Genomic DNA, 25847 nt, shown 5'->3' with positions numbered 1-25847 from the left:
CACCCCGCCGCGACTATTGTTAATGCGTGACTACACCTCCCCCCAGTCCTGAACACCGCCCGGTCCTCGTCGTCGATTACGGCGCCCAGTACGCCCAGCTGATCGCCCGGCGTGTGCGGGAGGCAGACGTGTACTCGGAGATCGTGCCCTCGAGCCTCACCACCGAGCAGATCCTGGCTAAGAACCCGGTGGCGATCATTCTCTCGGGCGGCCCGGCGAGCGTGTACGCCGAAGGCGCCCCCAAGGTGGAGGCGGACCTGTTCGAGGCCGGTGTTCCGGTCCTGGGCATCTGTTACGGGTTCCAGGCCATGGCCGCGGCCCTCGGCGGCACCGTCGCGAAGACCGGGCTGCGCGAGTACGGGTCCACCGATGTCACCGCCGAAGGGGAAGCACGCTCGATCCTCAGCGGCACCCCGGAGAACCAGAACGCGTGGATGAGCCACGGCGACAGCGTCCAGGCGGCTCCGGCCGGGTTCGAGGTGCTGGCCAGCACCGCCGGCGCACCGGTGGCGGCCTTCGCCCACGAGGAGAAGAGCCTGTACGGGGTGCAGTGGCACCCCGAGGTGAAGCATTCCCGGTACGGCCAGCGCGTCCTCGAAAACTTCCTGTTCGAGGGTGCGGGCCTCCGCCCCAACTGGACCACCGGGAACATCCTCGAGGAGCAGGTCGAGCGGATCCGCGCCCAGGTCGGGGACGCCCGCGTCATCTGCGGCCTCTCCGGCGGTGTTGACTCCGCCGTCGCCGCGGCGCTCGTGCAGCGCGCGGTGGGGGACCAGCTCACCTGCGTCTTCGTCGACCACGGGCTGCTGCGCGAAGGCGAGGCCGAACAGGTCGAACGGGATTTCGTGGCCGCGACCGGCGTCAAGCTCTACGTCGCCAACGAGCAGGAGCGCTTCCTCAAGGCGCTCGAAGGGGTCTCTGACCCCGAGACCAAGCGCAAGATCATCGGACGCGAGTTCATCCGCGCCTTCGAGGAGGCCGAGCGGGCCATCATCGCCGAGGCCGAGGCCCACGGCGAAAAAATCCGCTTCCTCGTCCAGGGAACCCTCTACCCCGACGTGGTGGAGTCCGGCGGCGGCGAGGGCGCGGCGAACATCAAGAGCCACCACAACGTGGGCGGGCTTCCCGAGGACCTCCAGTTCGAACTGGTGGAGCCCCTGCGCACCCTGTTCAAGGACGAGGTCCGCGCCGTCGGAGCGCAGCTGGGGCTGCCCGCCGAGATCGTCGGGCGCCAGCCGTTCCCCGGCCCGGGACTCGGCATCCGCATCGTCGGCGAGGTGACGCACGAACGCCTCGAGCTGCTGCGCAAGGCCGACGCCATCGCCCGAGCCGAACTGACCGCCGCGGGACTGGACAACGAGGTGTGGCAGATGCCGGTGGTCCTGCTGGCCGATGTGCGCAGCGTGGGCGTGCAGGGCGACGGGCGCACCTACGGCCACCCGATCGTGCTGCGCCCGGTCTCCAGCGAAGATGCCATGACCGCCGACTGGTCCCGCCTGCCCTACGACCTGCTGGCCCGGATCTCCAACCGGATTACCAATGAGGTGGAGGGCGTCAACCGGGTGGTCCTCGACGTGACCAGCAAGCCGCCGGGAACCATCGAGTGGGAGTAGCCCGCGGCCGCTGACGGTTCTCCAACCAGCGGATTTCGCCGTGCGCCGCGTTGCTATGCGGCCGCTTCGGATTCATTTCGGATAGCTTGAAGATATGCCAATTTGGTCAAGATCAGCGCGTGACGATGCAGGGAAGAGGACAGCCGTGCCAGAGCAGGACTCCGGGGATTCGGCTGAGGATTTCCTCCTGCCCTGGCTGGATCAGCTCGGTCCCCAGGTCTCCGGGGACACGCTCCTGCATTTCCGGCCCTCCGCCGGCACGAGCATCGACCTGACCCACGCGCACCCCTCCGGGCTGGCCCAGCTGCTGGCGGGACGCCGGACCCGGCTCTCGACCCTGCTGCGCGATCCGGTGCAGTACAACGCGGCGAAGTCGGCGGCCCGTGCGCTGCGGGCGAAGATCTTCGAACTGGGCACCGAACGCGGCATCGACGTCGGCCACCTCGCGGCAGGGACCGCGTCCTGGCGCACCGTCGACGACGCCGGCCGGTCGGAGACGCTCAATGCCCCGGTGCTGCTGACCGGAATGTCGCTCACCGTCCACCCCTCCCAGGACGACTACGAGCTGCAGCTGACCGAGCAGGCACGCCTGAACCCGGCGCTGGTGCGCCACTTCGGCGACATCCAGGGCATCCACCTCGACGCCGAGGCGCTGCCCCGGCTCGCCTACGGCACCGCCCGGTTCGATCCGCACCCGGTGCTCGACCGCCTGCGGCACCTCACCGACGGCGTCCGCGGGATCTCCGTCGAACACCGCCTGCTCGTTTCCACCTTCGCCGACCTCGCCGACATAGTGGAGGACGAGGCCATCCAGCCCGACCACCCCGTCCTGTCCGCCCTGCTGTCGGCCGCCCGCGACGGGGGCGTCGAGGTGACCGAGCCCGAGGCCGACTTCAGTCCGGTCGACGAGCGCGACCCGGCCGATGAACTGCTGATCCTCGACGCCGACACCGCCCAGCAGGGCGTCCTTGACCTGATCGGCGCCGGGCATTCGGTGGCGGTCGCCACGCCGCCGGGCACTGGACAGACCCAGACGGCCCTCAACGCCGCCGCGTTGCTGGCCGGCCAGGGCCGGAGCGTCCTCGTCAGCGCCGAGCGCCGTGGAACCCTGCACGAGTTCGTGCAGGACCTCGAAGCGCTCAACCTCGGCTCCCTGGTCCTCCAGCTCAACGGGCAGGTCGACCCCCAGCAGCTCAAGGACAGCGTGATCCGGGCGATCGTGCGCAACGAGAAGGCCGCCGCGCCGTCGGTGGAGACCCTTCACGCGACCCTCGTAGGGCACCGGCATAAACTCCTCGAGCACGTGCGGTCCCTCCACAATGTCCGCAGCCGCTGGAACTGCTCGCCGTACCAGGCCATGCAGTCCCTCGCCGCGCTCACCGCCCTCGATCCGGCACCCTCGACGACGGTGCGGCTGAAGCGCAGCGTGCTCGACAACATCGCCGACCGCGCGGAGCTGGCCACCCGGCTGCGGCGCGCGGCGGAGCTCGGCAGCTTCAGCAAGGCCTCGACCGAGAGCCCCTGGTTCGGGGCGCAGCTGCTGAACCGCAAGGAGACCGAGCACGCCCACGCCCTGGCCTCCGACCTGTCCCGCGACATTCCGCTGCTGCGTGCGAAGGTGCTGCGCGTCGCCGAACACTCCCACATCACCTTGGGCAGGACCTTCCGGGAATGGGGGGAGCAGCTCGAACTGCTCGTGGCGGTCCGCGCCAGCCTCGACAAGTTCACCCCCGACATCTTCGACCGCCCGGTGACCGACCTCATCTCGGCCACCGCCCCCTCGTCCTGGCGGCGCGAGCGTGCCATCGAGATGACTTCGATGACCCGCTCACGGCTGCGGCGGGTCGCCAAGGAGTACGTGCGTCCCGGGGTGCACATCGCCGACCTCCACTCCTCCCTGGTCGACGTCCAGGACCAGCGCACGCTGTGGACGCGGTACGCCAAGACCGAACGCCACCCTTCGGTGCCGACCGGCCTGGCCGAGATCAACAGCTTCTACAAGGGCGTCCAGGGCCGGCTCGAGGAACTCAGCCGCATCCTCCGTGCCGCCCAGGGCACCCCGGATCTGCCCTCGTGTGAGCTCGATGACCTCGAGAAGCGGCTCGCGGCCCTCGCCGCGGACCGGGAAACCCTCGAGGCGCTCCCGGAGCGCACCCTGCTGCTCGACGAGATGAGGGAACACGGGCTCGGCGAACTGCTCGAGGACCTTGCGGCGCGCGAGGTGTCCGAGGACCGGGTTGCCGACGAGCTCGAACTGGCCTGGTGGCAGTCGGCCCTCGAGGCCATGATCAGCGGGGACGATTACCTCGCCATGTCCGACGGCGCCAGCCTGCGCCGTCTGGAGGCCGAGTTCCGGCTCGCCGATACGGCCCATATCTCCTCCGGGGCGGCCCGCCTGCGGTGGCGCCTGGCCGAGCGGTGGAACACGGCGATCGCCGCGCACTCCGCGGATGCCGAACGGCTGCGCAGCCACCTGCGGGAGGACACCCTCACGCTCGAATCGTTCAGCGCGCTGCACCCCGACCTCACCACGGCGCTGCTCCCCGTGTGGGCCGTCAGCCCCCTGATGGCGCCGATGATCCTGCCGGACGGCGCCGCCTTCGACTCCCTGCTGCTGCTCGACGGGGAATCGGTATCGCTGCAGAGCGCCGTCCCGGTGATCGCCCGGGCCCGCCAGACCGCCGTCTTCGGGGACACCCGCCTTGCCGGGCCGACGCGCTTCAGCATCGAAATCCAGTCGCCCGAGCGCCCGCGCACCGAGTCCGACCCGCTGCCCAGTGCCTACGAGGAGCTGCGTGCCGTCCTGCCGGAGCGCTCCCTGGCCGTGGTCTACCGGGGAGTGGACCGCGCACTGGGCAGCTACCTCAGCGCCACCTTCTACGAGGACCGCCTCACGCGGCTGCCGCAGGCCTCCGAGGTCTCCGGGGCCGGCCGCGGCCTGGTCGTCGAATACCTTCCCGACGGCACCGGCATGCCCAGTTCGGACCACGAGGGCGTCGAGAGCGTCTCGGCGGAGGTGAACCGGGTGGTGGACCTCGTCTTCGAACACATCCGGCACCGGCCCAGCTTCTCCCTGGCCGTCGTCACCACCAGCCCCCGGCACGCCGCCCGGGTGGGGGAGGCGATCCGCCTGCAGATGGCGAACTTCCCGTGGGCGAATGATTTCTTCGCCCCCGGCCGGGAGTCCTTCCGGGTGGTCCCCGTCGACCGCGCCGCGGGCCTGGTCCGCGACGACGTCATCTTCTCGCTGGGATTCGGCCGGACGCCGCACGGGCGGGCGCTCCACTCCTTCGGTCCGCTGTCCGGCCCGGACGGCCGCCGCAAGTTCGTGATGGCCATGACGCGTGCCCGCCGCAGGCTGCACGTGCTCTCCTGCTTCCAGCCGGCGGACCTCGACCCCGAGCGGCTGACCAACGGAGCGGCCGACTTCTACGAGCTGCTCCGCAGCGAACTGGCACCCTCCTCCGCTCCGGCCGGGAAGCAGGCCCCGGACAACGCGGACCCGCTGGTCGCCGACCTCGTCGAGCGGCTGCGTGCCCGCGGTGCCAAGGTCAAGGACTCCTACGGCGGCGTCCTCGACATCGTGGCCACCCGGCCCCCGGCGGCAGCGGCCCCGGAGCGCGACTACCCGGTGGCGCCGCTGGCGATCGAGTCGGACGGCACGGCCCGCTACGGGGCGATGACCGTGCGCGAGCGGAGCCGGCTCCGCCCCCAGCAGCTGGAGCGCATGGGCTGGCGGTACATGCCGCTGTGGACCATCGAGGTCTTCACCGATCCGGAGGGCTGCGCCGAACGGGCGGCCCGCGAGCTCGGCCTTGACCTGCTCGAAGCGAACGAACCGCCCCGGACCCGAAGGGACGCACTGCGGATGAGGAAGAACGAAACCGACGAGGGCCGCGCCCCACGGCCGTCCGCCGCGGTGCCCGGCGCGGACGACCCGGTGCTGCCCAAGACCGCAGCAGAGGACGATCCCCGCGCCTGGGGCGACTCCCGGACCGACAGCGACGAGTGGCTCAAGGAACAGCGCCCGCCGCACTGGAGCTGACCCGGCCCGGCCGGCTCAGCGTCCGGCGGTCAGGACCAGGTGGACCTGGCCCGCGGTTGAGGATCCGGCAAGGGCGGCGGCATCCTCCGGGGAGGCGGCCACCACCACCAGTCCCGCCTCGGCAGGGGAGGCGGACCAGGCCGACGACGGATCCTCGCCGGGTGAGCTCCACAGCACCGCGAGGTTCCGTGCGATCACTTCGGAGGCGGCGGCCGTCTCGTAGCCGTTGCCGGTGCTCACCACGACGTCGACCCGCTGGCCCGCCCCCACGAGCCGGACGGTTGAGGGGTCGGCCGGGCGCAGCGGCACCGCGACGGTTCCGGGGGCGGTGCCGGTGAGCAGCCCGGGTCCGACGAGCCGGGTGTCGGTGATGATGTCCCCGCGCCGCAGGGGCGCAGCGAGCCGTTGCCCGAGGAGGTCCTCCCGCCGCGTCTGCGCTCCCGGCGGGACGGCGCTCGAGGGAAGGGCCAGGATCCTCAGGTCCGCTGCAGCCAGGACGGTGCCCGCAGCGAGGTCGGAAGCAGCGGCGATGACCGGGGTGCCGGGTTCGGCGCGGGGCAGGAACGCTTCGACGCAGGTGCCCGCCGCCGCGCACAGCAGCACCGCGGCCAGCAGCCGGCGGTGCCGGAGCAGGGCCCTGCGCATCCAGGGAAGCCGAAGCGTTCCGCCCGGCCGGCGCTGCGTCGAAAACATGAAGACCACCCTAGGGCGGCGGCTTGCGCCGCCGGCCCCGGGGTGGTCTATGTGGAAAAGCCCGGGATCGGCCTGGTGGTCAGGAAGCGGCCTTGCCCGCCGCGGGCGCGGCGGCGGCGGCTCCGGAGTCGGCCTTCTTGGCCGGCGCCTTTGCCGCAGCCGGTGCCGGCTTCGCGTCGGAAGCGGCCGGCGTTGCTTTCGGGTCGGAGGAGGAGCGGGTGTCGCGGGAATCGTTGCGGTAGAACCCGGAGCCCTTGAAGACGACGCCCACGCTGTTGAACTTCTTGCGCAGCACACCCGAGCAGACGGGGCAGACGGTGAGCGATTCGTCGGAAAAAGCCTGCTGGATGTCGAAGGTATGGCCGCAATCCTTGCAGGCGTACGCGTAGGTAGGCAAAGGTCTCTCCTGGAATTCGACTTCTCATGGGCGCGCCCTGCCAAGGCGGATTGGCACTCTAGGGCGGCGAGTGCTAAGTCTACACCGATGCCGGGGGTGTCCCGAATCCGTGGTATGCGCCCGGGGTGAACACGCCGTGCAGCGGCACGTCGTGAAGCTCCACCGGGAAGCTGCCGGCGGCGACGAACTCATCGGGGTAGACCATGCCCGCGGTGGGCACCCTGGGGCGCTCGATCGAGAGTTCGGCGAGGAACCGGTCGTAGTAGCCGCCGCCCTGGCCGAGCCGGTAGCCCGCGGCGTCCACGGCGAGGCCCGGCACCAGGACCAGGTCGAGGGCGGCCAGCTGCCCCAGGGGAGTACGGGTGCCTTCCGGTTCCATCACCGGTGCCCGGGGCGACTTCACCAGTGGGACCCCCGGCCACCACCGGCTCCAGGAGAGCCGGTAGTCGGGCTCGCAGATGGGCACAATCACCGTGTGACCCAGGCCGGTCAGGGTCTGCAGCAGCTCCTCGGTCGAAGGCTCCGGCGGCACACCCAGGTAGGCCGCAATCACAAGGGATTCCTCCGTGCGGTTCGGCCCGGTCAGCCGGGGCAGCTGCTCGAGCACCGCCTCGGCGAGCCGCCGGGACAAGGCCTCCCGGGCCTCCGGGGCGCGGTGCCGGCGCCGGGCGCGCAGGTCGGCTCGCACCTGAATTTTGGAGGGTACCGCCGGGTCGATATTCATGCACCTATTGTGCACAGCTCCCAGAATGGGCCTGCGCGTTATGTAGTGTGGTCCCATGACTTTGCGACCAAAAGTGAACAAGGCCGTCATTCCCGCCGCCGGCCTGGGAACCCGCTTCCTGCCGGCAACCAAGGCGATGCCGAAGGAAATGCTGCCCGTGGTGGACAAGCCCGCCATTCAGTACGTTGTGCAGGAGGCAGTCGACGCCGGGCTCCATGACGTCCTGATGATCACCGGGCGTAACAAGCGGGCGCTTGAGGACCACTTTGATCGCGTCCCCTTCATTGAGCAGACCCTCCTCGAGAAGGGCGACCTGGAGAAGCTTGCCGCGGTCCGCCTGCCCTCGGAGCTCTGCGACATCCATTACCTGCGCCAGGGCGATCCGAAGGGCCTCGGGCACGCGGTCCTGCGCGCCAAGCAGCATGTGGGCAGCGAGCCGTTCGCGGTGCTGCTCGGCGACGACCTGATCGATGAACGCGACCCCCTGCTCGAGACCATGATCGAGATCCAGCAGAAGACCGGAGGGTCCGTCATTGCCCTGATCGAGGTCGATCCGGCGCAGATCAGCTCCTACGGTGCCGCGGACATCTCCGCCATCGAGGGCGAGGACTACGTCCGCGTCAATAAGCTCGTCGAGAAACCGCCGGTGGACGAGGCGCCGTCGAACCTCGCCGTCATCGGCCGGTATGTGCTCCACCCCCGCGTCTTCGACGTCCTGGAGACCACCGAGCCCGGCCGCGGCGGCGAGATCCAGCTGACCGATGCGCTGCAGACCCTTGCCGCGTCCGACGGCGAGGGAGCCGGTGTCTACGGGGTGGTCTTCCGCGGCCGCCGGTACGACACCGGGGACAAGCTGAGCTACCTCAAGGCCGTTGTCACTCTGGCTGCCGAGCGCGACGACCTAGGCCCGGACCTGCGCGTCTGGCTGAAGAACTTCAGCCAGGACATGACGGGCTAGCCCTTCCGTGTGGGCGGAAAGTGGCTGGCCGGTCTCCCTCAGCAGCGGGAATCTGACCCTCAGGCCCATCCGACACGCGGACCGGCGCGAGTGGACGGCCGTCCGGCGGCACAATGCCACCTGGCTTGCGCCCTGGGAGGCGACGAATCCGGAACCGGGGGGGTACCTGCCGGATTACCACGAGATGGTCCGGGGGCTCAAGCGGCAGGCCCGCGCGGGCACGGGGCTTCCGTTCGTCATCACCGAACGCAAGGACGAGGGGGGCCGGGCGCCGCTGGTGGGCCAGTTGACGGTATCGAGCATCATCTGGGGATCAGCAATGACGGCGACCCTGGGCTACTGGGTCGATTCCCGCCGGGCCGGCCGGGGAATCGCCCCGACGGCGGTGGCGCTCGCCACGGATTACTGCTTCAGCACCCTGGGCCTCCACCGGATGGAGATCAACATCCGGCCCGAGAACAGGGCCAGCCTGCGCGTTGTGGAGAAGCTGGGTTTCCGGGACGAAGGACTCCGCCCGCGGTACCTCCACATCGCCGGACAGTGGGCCGATCACCGGAGCTTCGCCCTCACCGTCGAGGAGGTGCCGGAGGGGCTGCTTGAGCCGTGGCTTGCCCGGCAGCGGGCAGGTGGATAGGGCAGCGACCGGTACGGCCTGCGGGCCGGTCGATGGAACGCCGCCGTGGGCTCCGACACACCCGTCCGGAATGCGCCGCGGGGGCCCCTGTTTCTCCTACGTTTAGAACGTGGACTTCTCCCTGAACAGCTCGGTGGTACTGGCGGCAATCGTCGGTCTCTGGCTGGTGTGGGTGGTCCCGTTTTTCCTCCGCCGGAGCGGCCCCGTGCCCGCCCCGGCGGCGGCATCCACACCGACTGCAGGGGAACATCCTCCCCAGGGGAGCATCATGGAGAAAACGGCCACCGCCGGCAGCGCATCCGCACACCGGACCGGTTCGTCCGCCGTTCCCGGCCGCCGGCCTGCCCTGAAGATCCGCCGCGGGCGGGCAGCGGTCGCCCTGGTTGGAGCCGCCGCACTGCCGGCAGCCCTCGTAACTCTGGTCCTCGCGGTGATTTCCGTCGTGTCCTTCTGGTGGCCCGTCGCCGCCGTCCTTATTGTCGCCGCGGCCGTCGCCACCCTGCGCACCCTGGCGGTACGCGACCGGCGGGCCCGGGTGAATGCCGCCTTCGCCGCCGCCATGTCCTCCCGCCCGCTCCACCAGGCCCCGCCGTCGACCGGTGACGCCGTCCTGCCGGGCACCGCCACACCGGAAGCCGGCGGCAAACCCGCCCCGGTCCGCCCGACCACCGTGTTCGACGCCGAGAAGCCTGCCGGTGCGATTGAGGCGTCCGCTGGAACCCCGGAGACACCCGCGGCCCGCCTGACCGCGGCCGACCTCAAGGCAGCAGCCCTGGCCGTCGCCGCAGCAGGCGTGCCGGTGGCCGACGCGCCCGCGGCATCGACCCAGGCTCCGGTACCCGGCACCGACCCGTGGGAGCCGGTCGAGGTGCCCCTGCCCACCTATGTCGCGGCCGAAAAGGCGCAGCGCTCGGCGCCGGCACCCCTGGAGCTGCCCGCGGAGCCGAAGCCGACCGTCCGGACCCCGATCAAGAACTCGGCCCCCAAGGCGGCGAAGGAAGCCGCGGCGCCGGCTCCGGCCGGGACCCGCCTCAACCTCGACGACGTCCTGCAGCGCCGCCGCGCCTGACCGTCCCCGCGGCCGGCGCTGAGGGGCCCGGCGCTGAGGGGCCCGGCGTCAGGCCTTGAGGCGCCCGGCGTCAGGCTTTGACGGGCCTGGCGGCCCGTCCGCGCCTCCTGTACGCGGCTACAGCCGGGGCAGCACCGAGGTGGTCATCGTGAGCACGGGCGTGCCGTCAACCTCCTCCAAGGCGAGGGACGCCTGCACGCTGGAGAATCCGGCGAGCGATTCGGCGTGCGTGCCGCCGCAGGGGATGTGGACGGAGCCCTCGGGCAGGTCGCACTCCCAGTACCGGCGGTCCGTGAGCCGCTCTCCATCGCGGGCGATCCGGATGGCCCCGCCCGATGCCAGCCATCCGGAGAGGGTTTCGTTCAGGGCGGCTTCGACCGGCGCCGGATCGAATCCCTCGGTGATGAAACCCTTGCGCCGCAGGGAGCGGCCCAGCCGGTAGACGTCCAAAGAGCCGTACTCGGTGATCGTGGAGGTCTCGATCGCCACCGCATCGAAGTTCGACGTGCCGAGGGCGTCGGCCGGGGCCTCCTTTTTCCACCGGTCGGCCAGCGCCCGGTTCAGGGCGAGTGAGGCGAGATGGCACCCGGTGTGCCCAGCTGAGAGGGCCGCCCGGTGCGTCCCGTCCACCCGCACCACCGCGCGCTCACCTTCGGCCGGCGGCGGTCCCTGGATCAGGTGCGCCACCACGAAGGCCCAGCCTTCCGTGCCCTTGCGCACGGGGATGTCCGCTCCGAGGAACAGTTCCCTGCCGTCCGTGGCGCCGACCACGCAGTCCGTGATGGGCAGGCTGGACCCGCCCACCTCCAGGACCGCCCGGTCCGGGCCCTGGTCGGGCCACGCCGCGTCGACGGGGTGGCAGGCCGTCGCGTCGAGCAGCACGGCCACGGAGCCGTCCGCCCGCTCCTCGACGTGCAGGACTGTGGCTTCCGAGGTCAGCGCCCCGGCGGGGTAGCTGACGGCCGTGTCGGAGGATGGCAGGCTCATGGGTTCCTTCGGGGGGTAGTGACGCTGAGGTCGTGGTGGATGCGGGGGTCGGGTGGTCTCGGGGTAGTCGACCCGGCGGGCGGGTCCGGAGGGAATGGGCGCGGTGCGGCCCCGGCCACACCGCCGGTGGCCGGGCGGGGCTCAGGTGCCGGCGGAAGCGTCGGTGAGCCTCTGCAGGAGCGGCTCGGTCCGGTAGGGGATGTGCTCGTGCAGGGCCAGGACCGTCTCGGTGCGGATGACGCCCTTGATCCGCAGGATCGAGCGGAGACCCGACTGCAGGTGGTGGGTGTCCGTCGCCGCGACCCTGCACCAGACGTCGCCGCGGCCGGAGATCTCGTGGACCTCCAGGACCTGGCTGAGCTTGCGTAGCGCCGCAATGACACCGTCGAGTTCGCGGTGGGACACCTCGATGGTTACGAAGGCCACCACATCGTAGCCAAGGGCCTCGAGGTCCAGCTCGCGCCCGCTGGCCCGCAGGGTGCCGGCCCGCAGGAGCCGCCGGATCCGGCTCTGTGCCGTATTGCGGGCGATTCCGAGGGTCTCGCTGAGCTCGCTGATCTGCGCCCGCGGGTCCCGGACCAGTGCAAGCAGCAGCCGCAGGTCCAGGGCATCGAGTTTGCTCATGAAGCTCACTTCCCATCAACTTCGGCCGTCCGTGTTGCCGCTTTTGCTCAGCTTGCGCGGCTCGACTGTCTCTAAAGCTTCAAGATAGCCCATTCTGGAGACTGCCGCGCCACCGGGTGCCGCACGGGTTTGGGAAAAGGAACGGGAAGTACATGAGTGTCCTGCGTGAGCTGCGCATGCAGCCATCCGCCGCGGCGCGCTGGAGCTGGGACGCCTCGCTCGCTGCGCGGCTGGTCCTCGCGGTCACTGTCATCTCCACCCTGCTGATCGGCGCCAACCTTGCCACCCCGCTCTATCCGCTGATCTCCGCGAACCTGGGCCTCACCTCGTTCGACATCACGATGGCGTTCTCCGCCTACGTCCTCACGCTCGTGGCGGGGCTGCTGCTGGTCGGCCACTGGTCCGACCACATCGGCCGGCGGGCGGCCCTCGTCCTGGCGGTCCTGGTCGGGCTGCTCGGAGCCGCGGTCTTCGCCGGCGCGTCCTCGCTGGGCGGACTGGTTCTGGGACGGTCCCTGCAGGGGGCCGCGGTGGCCCTTGCCACCGGCGCCAGCTCGGCCGCGCTGCGCGACCTGCTGCCGCACCGCCCCGACTGGGCGTCGCGCTTCACGCTCCTGGCCTCCGCCGGGGGAGTGGCCGCCGGTCCGGTGATCGGCGGCGCGCTGTCGCTGCTGCCGGATCCCACCCGGACGCCGTTCCTCGTCTACACAGCGGTGCTCGCGGTGCTGCTCCTGCCGCTCCTGCTCCTCCGCGCCCGCCCGGCGATCCAGCCGGCCGCCGCCGCACGCCCCCTCACCGCCCTGCGTCCGCGCCGCCCCACCGTGTCGCGTGCTGCCCGCAACTCCTTCTGGATGGCCGCCGCCGTAGGTTTCTTCAGCTTCAGCATCTTCGGGTTCACTCTGAGCCTCGCGCCCACATGGATCGCCTCGCTGGCCGGGACCGACGCCCGGCCCGTCATCGGAGTCCTGGCCGCACTGGTGCTCGGCGCATCGGCGGTGAGCCAGCTGCTCTTCCTCCGCGGCCGGTTCGTAGTGCCCGCCGGACTGGCCGCCATGGCCGCAGGCGTGGGCCTCCTCCCGGTGGCGGGCGCGCAGGGAAACCTGCCCCTGCTGATCGGCTGTTGCGTCGCCGCCGGCCTGGGGCAGGGCATGGCCTTCCGGGTCGTCTTCAACCGGGTCTCGCTGCAGGTGGAGGCGGCACTCCACGCCCAGATCATCAGCACCCTCTACGTCATCACCTACCTCGGCAGCGCGGTGCCCGTCCTTGGCCTCGGTGCCGCCGCCGCTTTCTGGGGCATCGACCCCGCCGTCGCGGGCTATGCCGCGGTGGTCGGCGGCGCCTGCACCGTCCTGGCCGCGGTGGCCCTCGTGGGTGCCCTGCGCCGGCCCGCCATGCCAGGCCCGGAGCGGCCCGCCGGCTGACACCGGGACCGGACCGGCTGACACCGACCGGCTGACCCGGATTGGCTGCCCCCGATTGGCTGACGCCGGGCGGCAGGGACCCCTGCCCGCGCGGACGGGCGGCCGCACCCCGCCGCCTGCAGTGGTGCCGTGCCGGAGCCGGCCTGGCCGGTTTGTTTTGTAGGCTGGTCGGTATGCAGCCCCACGAGCCGGACGCCGGCGCCCCCGAGGAATTGGTCGGACTCGATATCGGCGGCTCGAAGACCCACGGAATCCTCTGGCGGGGCTCCGTGGTGGCGGCCGAGGCGAAGGCCGGCAGCGCGAACGTGCAGAACGTCAGCGCCGCCGAGGCCTCCGACAACCTCGCGCAGCTCTTCGCCCAGCTCGGCGGGCGGCGGATCGGCTCGGTCATCGCCGGCTCCGGAGGCATCGACACGGAGGACGACGCGGCCCGGCTGCGCGGACTCATTGCGCCCTTCGCGCTGGGCGCGGTCATCGACGTCGTCCACGACACCCGCCTGATCCTGGCCGCGGGCGGGGCGGCCACCGGCATCGCCGTGATCGCCGGTACCGGATCGGCAGCGTGGGGGATCACCGCAGACGGGCGCGAGGCGCGCTCCGGGGGCTGGGGCTACCTCCTCGGCGATGAGGGAAGCGGCTACTGGCTGACCCGCGAGGCCATCCGCCGCACGCTGCGCCGCTTCAACCTCGCCCAGGAGGCGAGCGCGCTCGGCCGGCGCATCCTCGAGGCGAACTCGGTGACCTCCCCGACCGAACTCATCGGCCTGTTTCACTCCGACCTGGGCCGCCGGCACTGGGCCTCCCAGTCGCCGGTGGTCTTCGCTGCCGCCGCCGCCGGTGACGATGAGGCGCGTTCTCTCATTGAGACGGCCGGCGCCGACCTGGCCGGGCTGGTCGCGGACATCGTGTCGGTCATCGGAGTGCCCGGCCCCGTGGTTATCGGGGGCGGCCTCGCCGTGCACCAGCCAGTGCTCCAGCAGGCTATCCGGCGCCCGCTCGCGGCGGCCGGCGTCACCGACGTGGTGTTTCTGACCCAGGATCCGGTGCTCGGGGTCGACTTCCTCCGCCGGACCCGCAGCGGCGGGTCCGCGGCGGGTGAAGCGGCCCCGCTCTAGACTGCTCCGATGAGCGAAGTCGAAACCGGACCGCCGGCCTGGGATGTCCGGGTCGGCGCCTACGGCGTGATCGTTGACGGCAGCCGGATCCTGCTGGCCCATTGGAACGAGAGAGGCGCCTCGGGGTGGACCCTGCCCGGCGGCGGCCTGGAGTTCGGCGAAGATGCCCCTGCGGCCGCCGTCCGGGAGATCCGGGAGGAGACCGGGTACGACGCCGAACTGGGGAACCTGCTCGGGGTGGACAGCTTCTTCGTTCCCCCCGAGCGCCGCCTCAGCGGCACCCCCCGCCCGCTGCACGCCCTGCGCATCATCTACGCGGCCCGCGTGGTCTCCGGAGCGCTGACGCACGAGGCCGGGGGGTCGACGGACGAGGCCGCATGGGTGGAACTGGGCGAGGTGGGTGCCCTGCGCCGGGTGGAGCTGGTCGACGTCGGACTCCGGCTCTATTCCCAGCAGGCCGGCCGCGGATTAGCATAGGCACCGGCGGCGCAGGGCCGGAACGGGCCGGTCGCCTGAGGGGAGGCCCGGACCGTTGGCCACGCTTGAGGACTACGGATACACGGACGGGGTGCGCGGCCGTTTCGAATCCCACTTCCACGCGCCCTTTCCCGCCCCGCGTCCGGCTGCGGACCCCGGGCACGCGCCCGAGCTCGAGCCTGTGCCCGTGACGGAGCAGGAGCGGCTGCGGCCCGCCCGCGTGGTGCGCGTGGACCGCCGGCAGCTGCTTGTGGCGGAGGCCGGCAGGCTCGTGAGCGTTCCGGCCGCCGGGTCCGCGGCCATCGGTGACTGGGTGGCGCTGAGCGGGAGCCCCGACCAGGTGGAAGGGGTGCTTCCCCGCACCGGGGTCCTGCAGCGCAAGAAGGCCCACGAGCCCTTGTCACAGGCCCAGGTCGTCGCGGCCAATGTGGAGGTGGCCCTGATCGTGGTGCCCATCGACCGGCCCCTCTCAACGAACCGGCTGGAGCGCACCCTCGTGGCCGCCAGGGACTCGGGGGCGCGGCCCCTGGTGGTGCTGACCAAGGCGGACCTCACCGGCGTGCACGACGCCGTGGTGGGCGCCACAGTACAGCAGGCGGGAACCGCCGAGGTGATCACCACCTCCGCCCTGACCGGGGACGGCTGCGACACCCTCGCCGACGGCCTCCGGCCCGGGGAGACCTGCGTGCTGATCGGACCATCGGGGGCCGGAAAATCCTCACTGGTCAACGCCCTGGTGGGTGAGCCGGTGCAGGACACGGGCCGGGTGCGGGCCGGCGACGGAAAGGGCAGGCACACCACCACCGCACGCACCCTGATCCCCCTGCGGGGCGGTGTGGTGCTGATCGACACGCCCGGGCTCCGCGGATTCGCCCTCTGGGACGCCGACGAGGGGCTTGACGCCGAATTCGGCGACATCACCGACCTCGCCTCCGGCTGCCGGTTTCGAGACTGCGCCCACGACGGCGAACCAGGGTGCGCCGTCGCGGCGGCCCTCGCGGACGGATCGCTCGAACCACGCCGCTTTGCCAGCTATCAGCGGATGGCCAGCGAGCTGGCGGCCCTGCACCGGCGCCAGGACGCGGCTCGCCCCCGTCCTGCCGGGCACGGCCGGCCCGCCGGGCGCCCCCGGTAGGCAGCCCCTCCGCCTGCGCTCGGTAGGCATGCCCTCCGCCTGCGCTCGGTAGGCATGCCCTCCGCCTGCGCTCGGTAGGCAGCACCTCCGCACGTCCGACCGCCTGCGCTCCGCCGGCGCCCCGGCGCCATTCCAATGTGATGACCTTCACATTCGACGAGATAGGGCAGTACGGAACCTTGATTGCCGCGAACCCCTCGCTAGACTTCTAATTTGAACCGATTGACAAGACCCAGTCCGGTGGTGATGGGCCGGTCAGCCGGCAGGCTCCTGCCACGAAAGGCAAGGCTCCAATGACATCCGAGACTTCATCGCGCAGCGTAGGGGGCGCGGCCCGCAGGCCGATGATCGAACTGCGCGGAGTGACCAAGACGTATCCCGGCGGCCAAACAGCGGTAAACAACCTCAGCCTGGACATTGACCGCGGAGCCATCACTGTCCTCGTTGGCCCTTCCGGCTGCGGCAAGACCACCACCATGCGCATGATCAACCGCATGGTGGAGCCGACCTCCGGGGCCGTGTTGGTCGACGGAGAGGACATCGCGGACCGCAAGGCCTCCGACCTGCGGCGCTCGATGGGGTACGTCATGCAGTCCTCCGGCCTCCTGCCGCACCGCACCGTCCTGGACAACATCGCGACCGTGCCCCGGCTTAACGGCGTGCCGAGGAAGGACGCGCGGGCCCGCGCGACCGAACTGCTCGAAGTCGTCGGGCTCGCGCCGGACCTCGGCCGGCGCTATCCGGCTCAGCTGTCCGGCGGCCAGCAGCAGCGCGTCGGGGTCGCCCGGGCGCTCGCCGCCGACCCGCCGATCCTGCTGATGGACGAACCGTTCAGCGCCGTGGACCCCGTGGTGCGCCAGGAACTCCAGGAGGAACTGCTGCGCCTGCAGCGCGACCTGGCCAAGACCATCGTTTTCGTTACCCACGACATCGACGAGGCGACCATCCTCGGTGACAAGGTCGCCGTCCTGAACATCGGGGGAATCCTCGCCCAATACGCCACCCCCGAGGAAATCCTGCGCGCGCCGGTCAGCGACTTCGTGGCGGGCTTCGTCGGGCGCGACCGCGGATTCCGCCACCTGTCCTTCCAGGAGGGCGAGGGCGTGCGCATCCACCCCATCCAGACCATCGAGGTTGACCGGCTTGGTGACCCGGACGCGGCCGTCACCTCCCCGTGGACCCTCGCCGTCGACGCCGGCGGCCGCCCCGAGGGGTGGGTGCCGCAGAACCAGCGCTCCGCCATCCGGAACACGGCGGACCTCGTTCCCGGCGGGTCCCTGTACCGGCGCGGGGACACCCTGCGGCGGGCGCTGGACGCGGCACTCTCAGCGCCCTCCGGCCTCGGCGTGGCCGTCGATGACGAAGGGCGCGTCGTGGGGGCGGTCCGGGCCGGCGAAATTCTCGAACTCATCGAGGATGCGCGGGTCAACCGCGGCCGCGCCAACCACAACACGGCGGTGTAGGGGATGGACTGGTTCCTCGCGAACATCGACTTCATCGCCGGCCTCACCGGCCAGCATCTGATCCAGTCCGTGGTGCCGCTGGTCCTCGCAGTGGTTTTTGCCGTGCCGCTGGCCCAGCTGGCCCGGCTGAACCGCACGGTCGGCGGGGTGATCCTGACCCTGTCCTCGATCCTCTACACCATCCCGTCCCTGGCGATGTTCGTCTTCCTGCCCCTGATCCTCGGCACGAGCATCATCAGCCCGATCAACGTCATCGTCGCGCTGACCATCTACGCCGTGGCCCTGCTCGTGCGTTCGACCCTCGATGCCCTGGAATCCATCGACGACGGCGTACGCCAGGCCGCCGTCGCCATGGGCTTCACCCCGGTGCGGCGCTTCCTCACGGTCGACTTTCCCCTGTCGATCCCGGTGCTCTTCGCCGGGCTGCGGGTCATCTCGGTGACGAACATCTCGCTGGTCAGCGTGGGGGCGCTGATCGGCGTCTCGAGCCTCGGGACGCTGTTCACCGACGGGCTCTTCCGGTCCTTCCCCACGGAGATCGCCGTCGGCATCCTCATCACGCTGGTGCTTGCCCTGGTCATGGACCTGGTGCTGGTCGCGCTGGAGCGGCTCGTCACCCCGTGGCGCCGGCAGGCCCCGGCGAAGGGACGCGCCCCCGGAACCGTCGCGGTCGAAGCGTACCGGGTGGGTGCCTGATGGATTACACAAGCGACAACCTGTTCGCCCAGATGGGTCAGTGGCTGGTTGCCCCCGAGAACTGGTCGGGGGAGCGGGGGATCCCCATGCGGATTCTCGAGCACCTGGGCTACACCGGCCTCACCATGCTCATCGCGCTGGCGATCGCCGTCCCAGTCGGGCTGTATGTGGGCCACACCGGCAGGGGGCGGGTCGTCATCGTCTCCGGGATCGGAATCCTGCGGGCGCTGCCGACCCTCGGCATGGTCTTCCTGTTCGTGCTGCTGGCCGGGCTTGGCCTGCTGCCGCCGATCTGGGCACTGGTGCTCCTCGCGGTGCCGCCCGTGCTCAGCGGCGTCTACGCCGGCATCTCCTCGGTGAACCGCGACACGGTCGACGCCGCCCGGGCCATGGGCATGAGCGAGGCGCAGATCCTTTTTCGGGTCGAGGTGCCCAACGGGCTGCCCGTCATCCTGGGCGGGGTGCGGGCGGCGGTGCTGCAGGTCGTGGCCACCGTCGCCGTCGTCGCCTACATCAACCTCGGCGGGCTGGGCGTGTTCCTCGTCGAGGGCACCCAGCTGCGCGACTACGGGCGCCTTTTCGGAGGTGCGGTGGTCATCGGCGTTGTCGCCATCGCCGTCGACCTCCTCATGGCGCTGGTCCAAAAATTTGCCGTTTCACCGGGGCTGCGGGCACGCCGCGCACCGGTGCGGACACAGGATTCTGGCCGGCAGAAGGCCGTCGCCAGTGCACAAGGAGGAACAACATGACGAACCTGTCAGTACACCGCGCCGGACGGCGCGCTTTGACGGGGCTGGCCCTGACGGGCCTGCTGGCGTTGACTGCCTGCGGTGCGAACAGCGACCCCGCGGCCGAGCCGGAGGAAACTTCGGGCGGCGGCGGTTCCGTTGTCATCGGGTCTGCGGACTTCCCCGAAAGCCAGATCATCGCCGAGATTTACGCCGGCGCGCTGAAGGCCGAGGGCATCGACGCGAGCACGAAGCTGAACATCGGGTCCCGGGAGATCTACTACAGCGCCGTTGAGGAAGGCTCGGTCGACATCGTGCCCGACTACAGCGGCAACCTCCTGCTGTTCGTGGATCCCGAGGCGACGGCGGAGTCTGCCGAGGACATCGCGGAGGCCCTGCCGGATGCGCTCGAGGCGAAGTCGGCGGACGTCAACCTCGGAATCCTCGAACCGTCCGAGGCCGAGAACAAGGACGCGATGGTGGTGACTCCGGCCACCGCCGAGGAATACGGACTGAAGTCCATCGCGGACATGGGCGAGGTCTGCGGTGAGCTCACGATCGGTGCCCCCAGCACCTTCCAGGAGCGCTCCTACGGCCTGCCCGGCCTTAAGGAAAAGTACGGCTGCGAGCCGGGAGGCTTCGAGTCGATCAACGACGGCGGCGGGGCCGTCACCCTGGAGGCGCTCCTCAACGATGACGTCCAGGTGGTTGACATCTACACCACGACCCCGTCGATCGAGGACAACGACCTCGTGGTCCTTGAGGACCCCGAGAACCTGTTCATCGCCCAGCAGGTTCTTCCGCTGGTCAACCTCGACACGGTGAACGAGGACGCCCGGAACGTCCTCAACGAGGTCTCGTCCCAGCTGACCACCGAGGACCTCATCGACCTCAACCGCCAGGTCAGCGGCGACGAGAAGCGCAATCCGGCAGACGCGGCAGCGGACTGGCTGGAGGAAAAGGGCCTCGCCGGCTAGGAGTCCGGGCAACCGGTCTCCCCGGCGGGCAGCACCTTCGGCAGGGACACGACGGGTCCCTGCCGAAGGGGCGGTGGTCCCCGGCGTGTTCCTCATCGCCGCGGGCCTCCTCACGAGCCGGTGCACGATCCGCCCCGCCGGCGAAAACGGCGGGGCGGATCGTGGACCGGTGGCACTACAGGAACCTGGCCGGCGGTCCGCCGCCGCCAGCGGACTCGGAGGAACACCATGAAAAATCTTTCTGCCCTGCACGCCGGACGGCTCACCCTGTCGGGGCTGGCCCTGACGGGCCTGCTGGCGGTGACGGCCTGCGGCGGGAACAGCGACCCCGCGGCCGGACCAGGTGGCGATGGGGCCGGCGGCTCTATCGTCGTCGGATCGGCTGACTTCCCCGAGAGCCAGATCATCGCCGAGATCTACGCCGGCGCCCTGAAGGCCGAGGGCATCGACGCGGGCACGAAGCTGAACATCGGGTCCCGGGAAATCTATATGGCGGCCGTGGAGGAGGGCTCGGTCCACGTCGTTCCCGACTACAGCGGCAACCTCCTGCTGTTCGCCGACCCCGAGGCGACGGCGGAGTCCGCCGAGGAGATTGTGGCGGCCCTGCCCGAGGCGTTGGACGCCCGGATCCCCGATGCCAACCTCGGAGTCCTCGAGGCCTCCGAGGCCGAGAACAAGGACGCGATGGTGGTCACCAAAGAGACGGCCGAGAAATACGGCCTAAAGTCAATGGCGGACATGGGCGAGGTGTGCGGGGAGCTTATCATCGGCGCGCCGGGCACGTTCCGCGAGCGCTCCTACGGCCTGCCCGGACTGAAGGAGAGGTACGGCTGCGAGCCCGCAGGGTTCGAAGCCATCAACGACGGCGGCGGAGCCATCACGCTGGAGGCGCTGTTGAACGACGACATCCAGGTGGCCGATATCTTCACCACCACGCCGTCCATCGTGGACAACGACCTCGTGGTGCTCGAGGACCCCAAGAACAACTGGCTCGCCCAGCAGGTCGTGCCGGTGGTGAACCTCGACACCGTGGGAGAGGACGCCAGGGCGGTCCTCAACGAGGTTTCGGCCGAGCTGACCACCGAGGACCTGATCAACCTCAACCGTCAGGTCAGCGGGGATGAGAAGCGCAACCCGTCCGACGCGGCGGCGGGCTGGCTTGAGGAGAAGGGCCTGGCCGGCTCCTGACTCCGGCCGGCGCGTCTTCGGGGGCCCGGTACGCGGCAATTCCGCGTACCGGGCCCCTGCTGTGGCATCCTGAACGAATGGCAAAGTACAGGCAGTCCGACAAGCTCCACAATGTGCTCTACGACATCCGGGGGCCGCTGCTTGAGCACGCGAAGATCATGGAGGCCCAGGGCCACCGGATCCTGAAACTTAACATCGGCAATCCCGCGCCGTTCGGCTTCGAGGCCCCCGACGCGATCCTCGTGGACATGATCCGCAACCTGCCCAAGTCCCAGGGGTACAGCGACTCCCGGGGGATCTTCTCGGCCCGGACCGCCGTCGTGCAGTACTACCAGGGCCGCGGCATCCAGAACATCGACATCGACGACGTGTACCTCGGCAACGGGGTCAGCGAGCTGATCACCCTCTCGCTGCAGGCCCTGCTCAACAACGGCGACGAGATCCTCGTGCCCACCCCCGACTATCCGCTGTGGACGGCGTCGGCGAGCCTGGCCGGCGGCACCGCGGTGCACTACCTGTGCGACGAGGAGAACCACTGGTGGCCCGACCTCGAGGATATGGCCGCCAAGATCAGCCCTGCCACCAAGGGGATCGTGCTGATCAACCCGAACAACCCGACCGGCGCGGTCTACCCGCGGCACGTGATCGAGGGCGTGGTGGCGCTGGCCCGCGAGCACGGTCTGATCATCTTCGCCGACGAGATCTACGAGAAAATCCTTTACGACGACGCCGTGCACGTGAACGCCGCCTCGGTCACCGGCGACGACGTGCTGTGCCTGACCTTCAGCGGGCTCTCCAAGGCCTACCGCATCGCCGGGTTCCGCAGCGGCTGGATGGCCATCTCCGGCCCGAAGGAGGACGCCGAGGACTACATCGAGGGGATCAACCTGCTGGCCAACATGCGCCTGTGCGCCAACGTTCCGGCGCAGCACGCCATCCAGACGGCCCTCGGTGGCTACCAGAGCATCAACGACCTGATCCTGCCCGGCGGGCGGCTCAAGGCGCAGCGCGATAAGGCCACCGAACTTTTGAACGCCATTCCCGGGGTGAGCTGCGAGCCCGCGGCCGGCGCCCTCTACCTCTTCCCGCGCCTCGACCCCGAGGTGTACCCGATCCGGGATGACGAGAAATTCGCCCTTGACCTGCTCAAGCAGCAAAAGATCCTGATCTCGCACGGACGGGCGTTCAATTGGATCAACCCGGACCATTTCCGGATGGTCACCCTGCCCAGCGTCGAGGTCATCGAAGACGCCGTGGGGCGGCTCGCCGAATTCCTGGGGTCATATAAGCAGTAACACCAACGGCAAGGAGACACCATGGACCGTTCCGTGTTCGATACGGACCCGCGCACGCTTCTGTTTGCCGGGCCGGACTTCCGGCTCGCGGATGCGGACCCGCAGTCCACTCCCGGCTTTCAGCACGGCAAGAAGAAGGGCAAGGCCGCGCTGGAGAAGGGGACGAAGGCGCTGTCCCACGCCCAGGAGCAGCTGTTCGCCGAGAGCCGCCAGGGCGGGGGCTCCTCGGTGCTGCTGATCCTGCAGGCGATGGACACCGCAGGCAAGGGCGGTATCGTGCGGCACGTCATCGGGGCCGTCGACCCCCAGGGCGTGCACCACCACGCCTTCAAGGCCCCCACCGCCGCCGAACGCCGGCACGACTTCCTGTGGCGGATCCAGAAGCAGCTGCCCGGCCCGGGCATGATCGGCGTCTTCGATCGTTCACACTACGAGGATGTGCTCGTCCACAAGGTCCGGGGGCTGTCCTCGGCGGAGGAGGTCGAACGCCGGTACGGTGCGATCACCGAGTTCGAGGAGGGACTAGCCGCCGCCGGCACGCGGGTGCTGAAGGTCATGCTCCACATCAGCAAGGAGGAGCAGAAGCTCCGCCTCGCCGAGCGCCTGGACCGGCCGGACAAATACTGGAAGTACAACCCCGGCGACGTCGACGAACGCGCCCACTGGGAGGACTACCAGGAGGCCTATGCGACGGCGATTGCACGCACCAGCACCCCCGAGGCGCCCTGGTACGTGGTGCCCGCGGATGCGAAGTGGTACGCCCGCCTGGCCGTCCAGCAGCTGCTGGCCTCGGCCCTGGCCGACCTGGAACTAAGCTGGCCGGAGGCGCACTTCGACGTGAAGGCCGAAAAGCAGCGCCTGGCCGCGTCCTAGGGGGAGGGCCGGGTGCCGTTCTCGGCCCGGTCTCGCGCCGCGGCAAGGCGCTTCTTGGCCCCTTCGAGCCAGTCCTCGCAGCGGTCCGCCAGCGCCTCGCCGCGCTCCCACAGGGCGAGCGACTCCTCGAGGCTGACGCCGCCGGCCTCGAGCCTGGACACGACGTTCACCAGTTCCTCCCGTGCCTGCTCATACGACAGGGAGGAGATGTCTCCAGGTGCGGTTTCGGCCGGCTGGCTCATGGGTTTTCCTTTCCTGGCGGCTCCGGGCTTTCCGGTGCCGCCGTCGTGCGGGTGGCGGGTGGCTCCCCGGGGGAGCCCCCTGAGGTGGGGTCGGGCAGAGTGCCGGTGGCCCGGGCGGACAGCCGCCCGACCGCCACCTTGATCGATAGGTCGGTTCCGGCCGGCACCGTCGCCGCCTCGAGCACCACGCTCCCGTCCCCGCGCTGCACGACGGCGTAGCCGCGGTCGAGGGTGTTCTGTGGTGAGAGGGCGCGCACCTGGGCGCGCAGGTGCCGCACTCCATCGGCGTGACGGGTGACGGCGGAGTCCACCGAAAGGTGCGCGCGGTTGCGCAGCCGTTCGATGTCGGCTTCGCGCACGTCGATCATCCCCTCCGGCCGGGCCAGGGAGGGCCGGGACCGCAGCTGGTTGAGTCCCTCGGTTTCCCTCGCCAGGAGCTGCCCCAGGGAGCGGGTGAGTGCCGACCGGGCCTGGCCGATCCGGTTCAGCTCCTCGGCCACATCGGGGACAACCCGTTTGGCGGCGTCGGTGGGGGTGGAGGCGCGCAGGTCGGCCACCTCGTCCAGCAGCGGCCGATCCGCTTCGTGCCCGATGGCGCTTACGACCGGGGTGTGTGCGGCGGCCACCGCGCGGACCATCTCTTCGCTGCTGAATGGCAGGAGGTCCTCGAGCGAGCCGCCGCCACGGGCAATGATGATCACGTCGACGTCGGCGAGGGCGTCGAGCTCCGCGAGCGCCGCAGTCACCTGGGGGACGCAGCCGGGGCCCTGGACGGCAACCTCGCGCACCTCGAAGTCCACGGCCGGCCAGCGCAGGGCGGCATTGCGCATCACGTCCTTCATGGCGTCGGAGCCGCGGCCGGTGATGAGGCCGATGCGGTGCGGCAGCAGGGGGAGCCGCCGCTTGCGCTGGGCCGAGAAAAGGCCCTCGGCGCTCAGCAGCCGCCGCAGCCGCTCGATCCGGGCCAGCAGGTCCCCGAGCCCGACCGGGCGGATGTCCCGGGCCTGCATGGACAGCCGTCCCGTTTTGACCCAGAAGTCAGCCTTCAGCTGGGCGACCACGCGGGTGCCCTGTTCAAGGGGCAGGGCGAGCCGGTCCAGGACACTGCTGAAGACCGTGACAGAGAGGGACACTTCGGTGTCGACGTCGCGGAGGGTGAGGAAGGACAGCCCGTTGCGGCGGTTGAACTCGATCACCTGGCCCTCGACCCAGGCGGCCGGGGCACGCTCGATGTGGGCCTTGAGCTTCTCAGACAGGACATGCAGGGGCCACGGGGTGGCCGCCGAGGTCTCGCCGGCCGTGGCAGGCAGGGTCGAGTGGGTTCCCGGTTCAACGGCCGCCTCGGTGCGGCTCCCGGTCGGCACGGTGCCTTCGGTGGTCATCGGCGCGCTGCTCCTCACCTTGCTGTCTGGGTGCCGACGCTGCGGCTGTGGCCCGTCCGCGTCGGCAACGGGGCCCGTCCTGTCCACGGACTTATGTCTACCAGCTTCCCACGACACCGCCGAGCCGGGGTGCCGGATGGGGAGAGAGGGCCCGCGCGGGCGGCCCGGGCGCGACTGATCTGTGCCCTCCGGGCCCAAAAGGGCATAACCTGATCGTCACGCACCCAACCGACCCCAAGGACCCTATGCGCACGCTGGCCTCCGCCTTCTTCGCCCTCGCCGCGCTGGCGCTCACCGGAGGGGCCCTGACCGCGGCCTGGACCGAGAGCCGCCTCGTCGACGAGCAGGGCTTCGTGGACCTGGCCGGGCCCCTCGCCAAGGACACCGAATTCCAGCAGGCCCTGACCGGGGCGCTCGCCGGGGAGGTGTCGAGGGGCGCCGGGCTGTCGGGGCCCCTGCAGAACCTGGTGCGCCCTGCCATTGAGAACGCAGCCTCCTCCGTGACCCGCATGTCGGGGTACCCGCGGGCCTGGGAGGAGACTCTGCGCATCTCCCACCGCTTGACCCTCTCTCGAGCGCCGTCAGACCCTGGTGCGCAGAACCCGGCCGTGGTATCCCTCGATCTGAAGCCCCTGGCCGGGCTGCTCTCCCAACAGGTCGGGACCGGGCTGGGCTTCAACGTGCCGGTACCCTCCAACACGACGGTGGAGGTCGGGCGGCTCGAGCGCGGCGGTGCGCTGAGCCTGGTGAGCAGGATCGCCCAGCTCTGGCCCGCGTTGGCCTGGGGCGCCGGGACCTGCGCGGTGCTCGCCCTGGCTCTCGCCCGGAAGCGCTCGACGACCCTCGCCCTCCTGGGAGCCGGCGGTGCGGGCCTCGGGGTCCTTGGCTGGCTGGGGGCCGGACTGATTCCGGACGCCGCGGCCGGAGCTGCCGGGTCCAGCGCCGTCGCGCGGATTTTCGTCCGCGGCTTCGCCGGCAGGGTCTCTGCCGACCTGGCCGAGGCCAGCCTGCCTGTTCTCGCCGGCGGGGCGATGGTGCTGGCCGTGGGGGTGGCCCTGAGGTTCACCTTTGGGCGGCGGCGGAGTATGCGCTAGACCACACCCGCGCCCCC

General features: G+C 70.5%; 24 protein-coding genes. 17 read left to right on the top strand and 7 right to left on the bottom strand.

Features of this window, described 5'->3' with window-relative positions; translation table 11 throughout:
* Nucleotides 1-26 precede the first annotated feature (26 nt).
* Together guaA and GVV77_RS07650 are read left to right on the top strand one after the other, a co-directional pair.
* A complete protein-coding gene (guaA, locus tag GVV77_RS07655) occupies nucleotides 27-1613 on the top strand; it encodes a glutamine-hydrolyzing GMP synthase (RefSeq protein ID WP_159617556.1) in 1587 nt (528 codons plus the stop codon).
* 94 nt (nucleotides 1614-1707) lie between these two features.
* Complete coding sequence (locus GVV77_RS07650) at nucleotides 1708-5658, top strand: DUF4011 domain-containing protein (RefSeq protein WP_159617555.1); 3951 nt, start codon at nucleotides 1708-1710, stop codon at nucleotides 5656-5658.
* A 15-nt stretch (nucleotides 5659-5673) separates the two neighbouring features.
* On the opposite strand, the gene cpaB is transcribed toward GVV77_RS07650, so the two are convergent.
* From cpaB to GVV77_RS07635, 3 genes are all read right to left on the bottom strand, one after another.
* Nucleotides 5674-6351 carry a Flp pilus assembly protein CpaB gene (cpaB, locus tag GVV77_RS07645; protein ID WP_246199695.1) on the bottom strand — a complete coding sequence of 226 codons (678 nt, stop codon included), beginning with the start codon at nucleotides 6349-6351 and terminating at the stop codon, nucleotides 5674-5676.
* Between the two features lie 79 nt (nucleotides 6352-6430).
* Nucleotides 6431-6748: an FmdB family zinc ribbon protein gene (locus GVV77_RS07640; protein ID WP_159617554.1), complete on the bottom strand. Its 318-nt coding sequence runs from the start codon at nucleotides 6746-6748 to the stop codon at nucleotides 6431-6433.
* Between the two features lie 79 nt (nucleotides 6749-6827).
* On the bottom strand, nucleotides 6828-7472 hold the full coding sequence (locus GVV77_RS07635) for a 5-formyltetrahydrofolate cyclo-ligase (protein WP_159617553.1): 645 nt from the start codon (nucleotides 7470-7472) through the stop codon (nucleotides 6828-6830).
* Nucleotides 7473-7527: 55 nt separating this feature from the next.
* Here GVV77_RS07635 and galU point away from each other — a divergent pair, with 55 nt between their 5' ends.
* From galU to GVV77_RS07620, 3 genes are all read left to right on the top strand, one after another.
* Nucleotides 7528-8430: a UTP--glucose-1-phosphate uridylyltransferase GalU gene (gene galU, locus GVV77_RS07630; protein WP_159617552.1), complete on the top strand. Its 903-nt coding sequence runs from the start codon at nucleotides 7528-7530 to the stop codon at nucleotides 8428-8430.
* A 7-nt stretch (nucleotides 8431-8437) separates the two neighbouring features.
* On the top strand, nucleotides 8438-9064 hold the full coding sequence (locus tag GVV77_RS07625) for a GNAT family N-acetyltransferase (RefSeq protein WP_159617551.1): 627 nt from the start codon (nucleotides 8438-8440) through the stop codon (nucleotides 9062-9064).
* A 109-nt stretch (nucleotides 9065-9173) separates the two neighbouring features.
* Complete coding sequence (locus GVV77_RS07620) at nucleotides 9174-10133, top strand: hypothetical protein (RefSeq protein WP_159617550.1); 960 nt, start codon at nucleotides 9174-9176, stop codon at nucleotides 10131-10133.
* Nucleotides 10134-10250: 117 nt separating this feature from the next.
* On the opposite strand, the gene GVV77_RS07615 is transcribed toward GVV77_RS07620, so the two are convergent.
* On the bottom strand, nucleotides 10251-11120 hold the full coding sequence (locus GVV77_RS07615) for an alanyl-tRNA editing protein (RefSeq protein WP_159617549.1): 870 nt from the start codon (nucleotides 11118-11120) through the stop codon (nucleotides 10251-10253).
* Nucleotides 11121-11261: 141 nt separating this feature from the next.
* Nucleotides 11262-11744 (bottom strand): Lrp/AsnC family transcriptional regulator, encoded by a 483-nt coding sequence (locus tag GVV77_RS07610; RefSeq protein WP_201293195.1) that lies wholly within the window; start codon nucleotides 11742-11744, stop codon nucleotides 11262-11264.
* A gap of 152 nt (nucleotides 11745-11896) precedes the next feature.
* On the opposite strand from GVV77_RS07610, the gene GVV77_RS07605 reads away from it, so the two are divergent.
* The 11 genes from GVV77_RS07605 to GVV77_RS07555 all read left to right on the top strand — a co-directional run bounded on the left by GVV77_RS07605 (nucleotide 11897) and on the right by GVV77_RS07555 (nucleotide 23112).
* Nucleotides 11897-13165, top strand: a complete 1269-nt coding sequence (locus GVV77_RS07605) for an MFS transporter (protein WP_159617547.1) — start codon at nucleotides 11897-11899, stop codon at nucleotides 13163-13165.
* Nucleotides 13166-13338: 173 nt separating this feature from the next.
* On the top strand, nucleotides 13339-14280 hold the full coding sequence (locus GVV77_RS07600) for an N-acetylglucosamine kinase (protein ID WP_159617546.1): 942 nt from the start codon (nucleotides 13339-13341) through the stop codon (nucleotides 14278-14280).
* A gap of 9 nt (nucleotides 14281-14289) precedes the next feature.
* Nucleotides 14290-14757, top strand: coding sequence for an NUDIX hydrolase (locus tag GVV77_RS07595; protein ID WP_159617545.1), 468 nt, complete (start codon nucleotides 14290-14292; stop codon nucleotides 14755-14757).
* 55 nt (nucleotides 14758-14812) lie between these two features.
* Nucleotides 14813-15892: a ribosome small subunit-dependent GTPase A gene (rsgA, locus tag GVV77_RS07590; RefSeq protein ID WP_246199694.1), complete on the top strand. Its 1080-nt coding sequence runs from the start codon at nucleotides 14813-14815 to the stop codon at nucleotides 15890-15892.
* Nucleotides 15893-16236: 344 nt separating this feature from the next.
* On the top strand, nucleotides 16237-17355 hold the full coding sequence (locus tag GVV77_RS07585) for an ABC transporter ATP-binding protein (protein WP_159617863.1): 1119 nt from the start codon (nucleotides 16237-16239) through the stop codon (nucleotides 17353-17355).
* 3 nt (nucleotides 17356-17358) lie between these two features.
* A complete protein-coding gene (locus tag GVV77_RS07580) occupies nucleotides 17359-18051 on the top strand; it encodes an ABC transporter permease (protein WP_159617544.1) in 693 nt (230 codons plus the stop codon).
* Complete coding sequence (locus GVV77_RS07575; protein ID WP_159617543.1) at nucleotides 18051-18800, top strand: ABC transporter permease; 750 nt, start codon at nucleotides 18051-18053, stop codon at nucleotides 18798-18800. The genes GVV77_RS07580 and GVV77_RS07575 overlap by 1 nt, the downstream gene beginning before the upstream one ends.
* Nucleotides 18797-19756, top strand: coding sequence for an ABC transporter substrate-binding protein (locus tag GVV77_RS07570; protein ID WP_159617542.1), 960 nt, complete (start codon nucleotides 18797-18799; stop codon nucleotides 19754-19756). The genes GVV77_RS07575 and GVV77_RS07570 overlap by 4 nt, the downstream gene beginning before the upstream one ends.
* 228 nt (nucleotides 19757-19984) lie before the next feature.
* Complete coding sequence (locus GVV77_RS07565; protein WP_159617541.1) at nucleotides 19985-20944, top strand: ABC transporter substrate-binding protein; 960 nt, start codon at nucleotides 19985-19987, stop codon at nucleotides 20942-20944.
* Nucleotides 20945-21021: 77 nt separating this feature from the next.
* Complete coding sequence (locus GVV77_RS07560; RefSeq protein WP_159617540.1) at nucleotides 21022-22239, top strand: pyridoxal phosphate-dependent aminotransferase; 1218 nt, start codon at nucleotides 21022-21024, stop codon at nucleotides 22237-22239.
* A 21-nt stretch (nucleotides 22240-22260) separates the two neighbouring features.
* Nucleotides 22261-23112, top strand: coding sequence for a PPK2 family polyphosphate kinase (locus tag GVV77_RS07555; RefSeq protein ID WP_159617539.1), 852 nt, complete (start codon nucleotides 22261-22263; stop codon nucleotides 23110-23112).
* Here GVV77_RS07555 and GVV77_RS07550 read toward each other — a convergent pair.
* The gene (locus tag GVV77_RS07550; protein WP_159617538.1) at nucleotides 23109-23354 is read right to left on the bottom strand and encodes an exodeoxyribonuclease VII small subunit; all 246 of its coding nucleotides are present in this window, start codon (nucleotides 23352-23354) and stop codon (nucleotides 23109-23111) included. The genes GVV77_RS07555 and GVV77_RS07550 overlap by 4 nt on opposite strands.
* On the bottom strand, nucleotides 23351-24736 hold the full coding sequence (gene xseA / locus GVV77_RS07545; protein ID WP_159617537.1) for an exodeoxyribonuclease VII large subunit: 1386 nt from the start codon (nucleotides 24734-24736) through the stop codon (nucleotides 23351-23353). The genes GVV77_RS07550 and xseA overlap by 4 nt, the downstream gene beginning before the upstream one ends.
* Before the next feature lie 245 nt (nucleotides 24737-24981).
* Between xseA and GVV77_RS07540 the strand changes: the two genes are divergently transcribed.
* The gene (locus GVV77_RS07540) at nucleotides 24982-25830 is read left to right on the top strand and encodes a hypothetical protein (protein ID WP_159617536.1); all 849 of its coding nucleotides are present in this window, start codon (nucleotides 24982-24984) and stop codon (nucleotides 25828-25830) included.
* Nucleotides 25831-25847: the final 17 nt, after the last annotated feature.

Source organism: Arthrobacter zhaoguopingii (genome assembly GCF_009828605.1).
Taxonomy (GTDB): Bacteria; Actinomycetota; Actinomycetes; order Actinomycetales; family Micrococcaceae; genus Arthrobacter_D; species Arthrobacter_D zhaoguopingii.
The sequence above is the reverse complement of the archived record's forward strand: the minus strand, read 5'-3'. Positions and strand labels throughout refer to the sequence as shown.

What these genes read in the sequence shown, in the direction of transcription:
- GVV77_RS07540 (WP_159617536.1), top strand. Translation starts at nt 24,982, where the DNA reads ATGCGCACGCTGGCCTCCGCCTTCTTCGCCCTCGCCGCGCTGGCGCTC.
- GVV77_RS07550 (WP_159617538.1), bottom strand. Translation starts at nt 23,354, where the DNA reads ATGAGCCAGCCGGCCGAAACCGCACCTGGAGACATCTCCTCCCTGTCG.
- GVV77_RS07555 (WP_159617539.1), top strand. Translation starts at nt 22,261, where the DNA reads ATGGACCGTTCCGTGTTCGATACGGACCCGCGCACGCTTCTGTTTGCC.
- GVV77_RS07560 (WP_159617540.1), top strand. Translation starts at nt 21,022, where the DNA reads ATGGCAAAGTACAGGCAGTCCGACAAGCTCCACAATGTGCTCTACGAC.
- GVV77_RS07600 (WP_159617546.1), top strand. Translation starts at nt 13,339, where the DNA reads ATGCAGCCCCACGAGCCGGACGCCGGCGCCCCCGAGGAATTGGTCGGA.
- cpaB (WP_246199695.1), bottom strand. Translation starts at nt 6,351, where the DNA reads ATGTTTTCGACGCAGCGCCGGCCGGGCGGAACGCTTCGGCTTCCCTGG.
- GVV77_RS07610 (WP_201293195.1), bottom strand. Translation starts at nt 11,744, where the DNA reads ATGAGCAAACTCGATGCCCTGGACCTGCGGCTGCTGCTTGCACTGGTC.
- galU (WP_159617552.1), top strand. Translation starts at nt 7,528, where the DNA reads ATGACTTTGCGACCAAAAGTGAACAAGGCCGTCATTCCCGCCGCCGGC.
- GVV77_RS07570 (WP_159617542.1), top strand. Translation starts at nt 18,797, where the DNA reads ATGACGAACCTGTCAGTACACCGCGCCGGACGGCGCGCTTTGACGGGG.
- GVV77_RS07650 (WP_159617555.1), top strand. Translation starts at nt 1,708, where the DNA reads ATGCCAATTTGGTCAAGATCAGCGCGTGACGATGCAGGGAAGAGGACA.
- xseA (WP_159617537.1), bottom strand. Translation starts at nt 24,736, where the DNA reads ATGACCACCGAAGGCACCGTGCCGACCGGGAGCCGCACCGAGGCGGCC.
- GVV77_RS07595 (WP_159617545.1), top strand. Translation starts at nt 14,290, where the DNA reads ATGAGCGAAGTCGAAACCGGACCGCCGGCCTGGGATGTCCGGGTCGGC.
- GVV77_RS07575 (WP_159617543.1), top strand. Translation starts at nt 18,051, where the DNA reads ATGGATTACACAAGCGACAACCTGTTCGCCCAGATGGGTCAGTGGCTG.
- GVV77_RS07605 (WP_159617547.1), top strand. Translation starts at nt 11,897, where the DNA reads ATGAGTGTCCTGCGTGAGCTGCGCATGCAGCCATCCGCCGCGGCGCGC.
- GVV77_RS07635 (WP_159617553.1), bottom strand. Translation starts at nt 7,472, where the DNA reads ATGAATATCGACCCGGCGGTACCCTCCAAAATTCAGGTGCGAGCCGAC.
- GVV77_RS07615 (WP_159617549.1), bottom strand. Translation starts at nt 11,120, where the DNA reads ATGAGCCTGCCATCCTCCGACACGGCCGTCAGCTACCCCGCCGGGGCG.
- GVV77_RS07565 (WP_159617541.1), top strand. Translation starts at nt 19,985, where the DNA reads ATGAAAAATCTTTCTGCCCTGCACGCCGGACGGCTCACCCTGTCGGGG.
- GVV77_RS07580 (WP_159617544.1), top strand. Translation starts at nt 17,359, where the DNA reads ATGGACTGGTTCCTCGCGAACATCGACTTCATCGCCGGCCTCACCGGC.
- GVV77_RS07585 (WP_159617863.1), top strand. Translation starts at nt 16,237, where the DNA reads ATGATCGAACTGCGCGGAGTGACCAAGACGTATCCCGGCGGCCAAACA.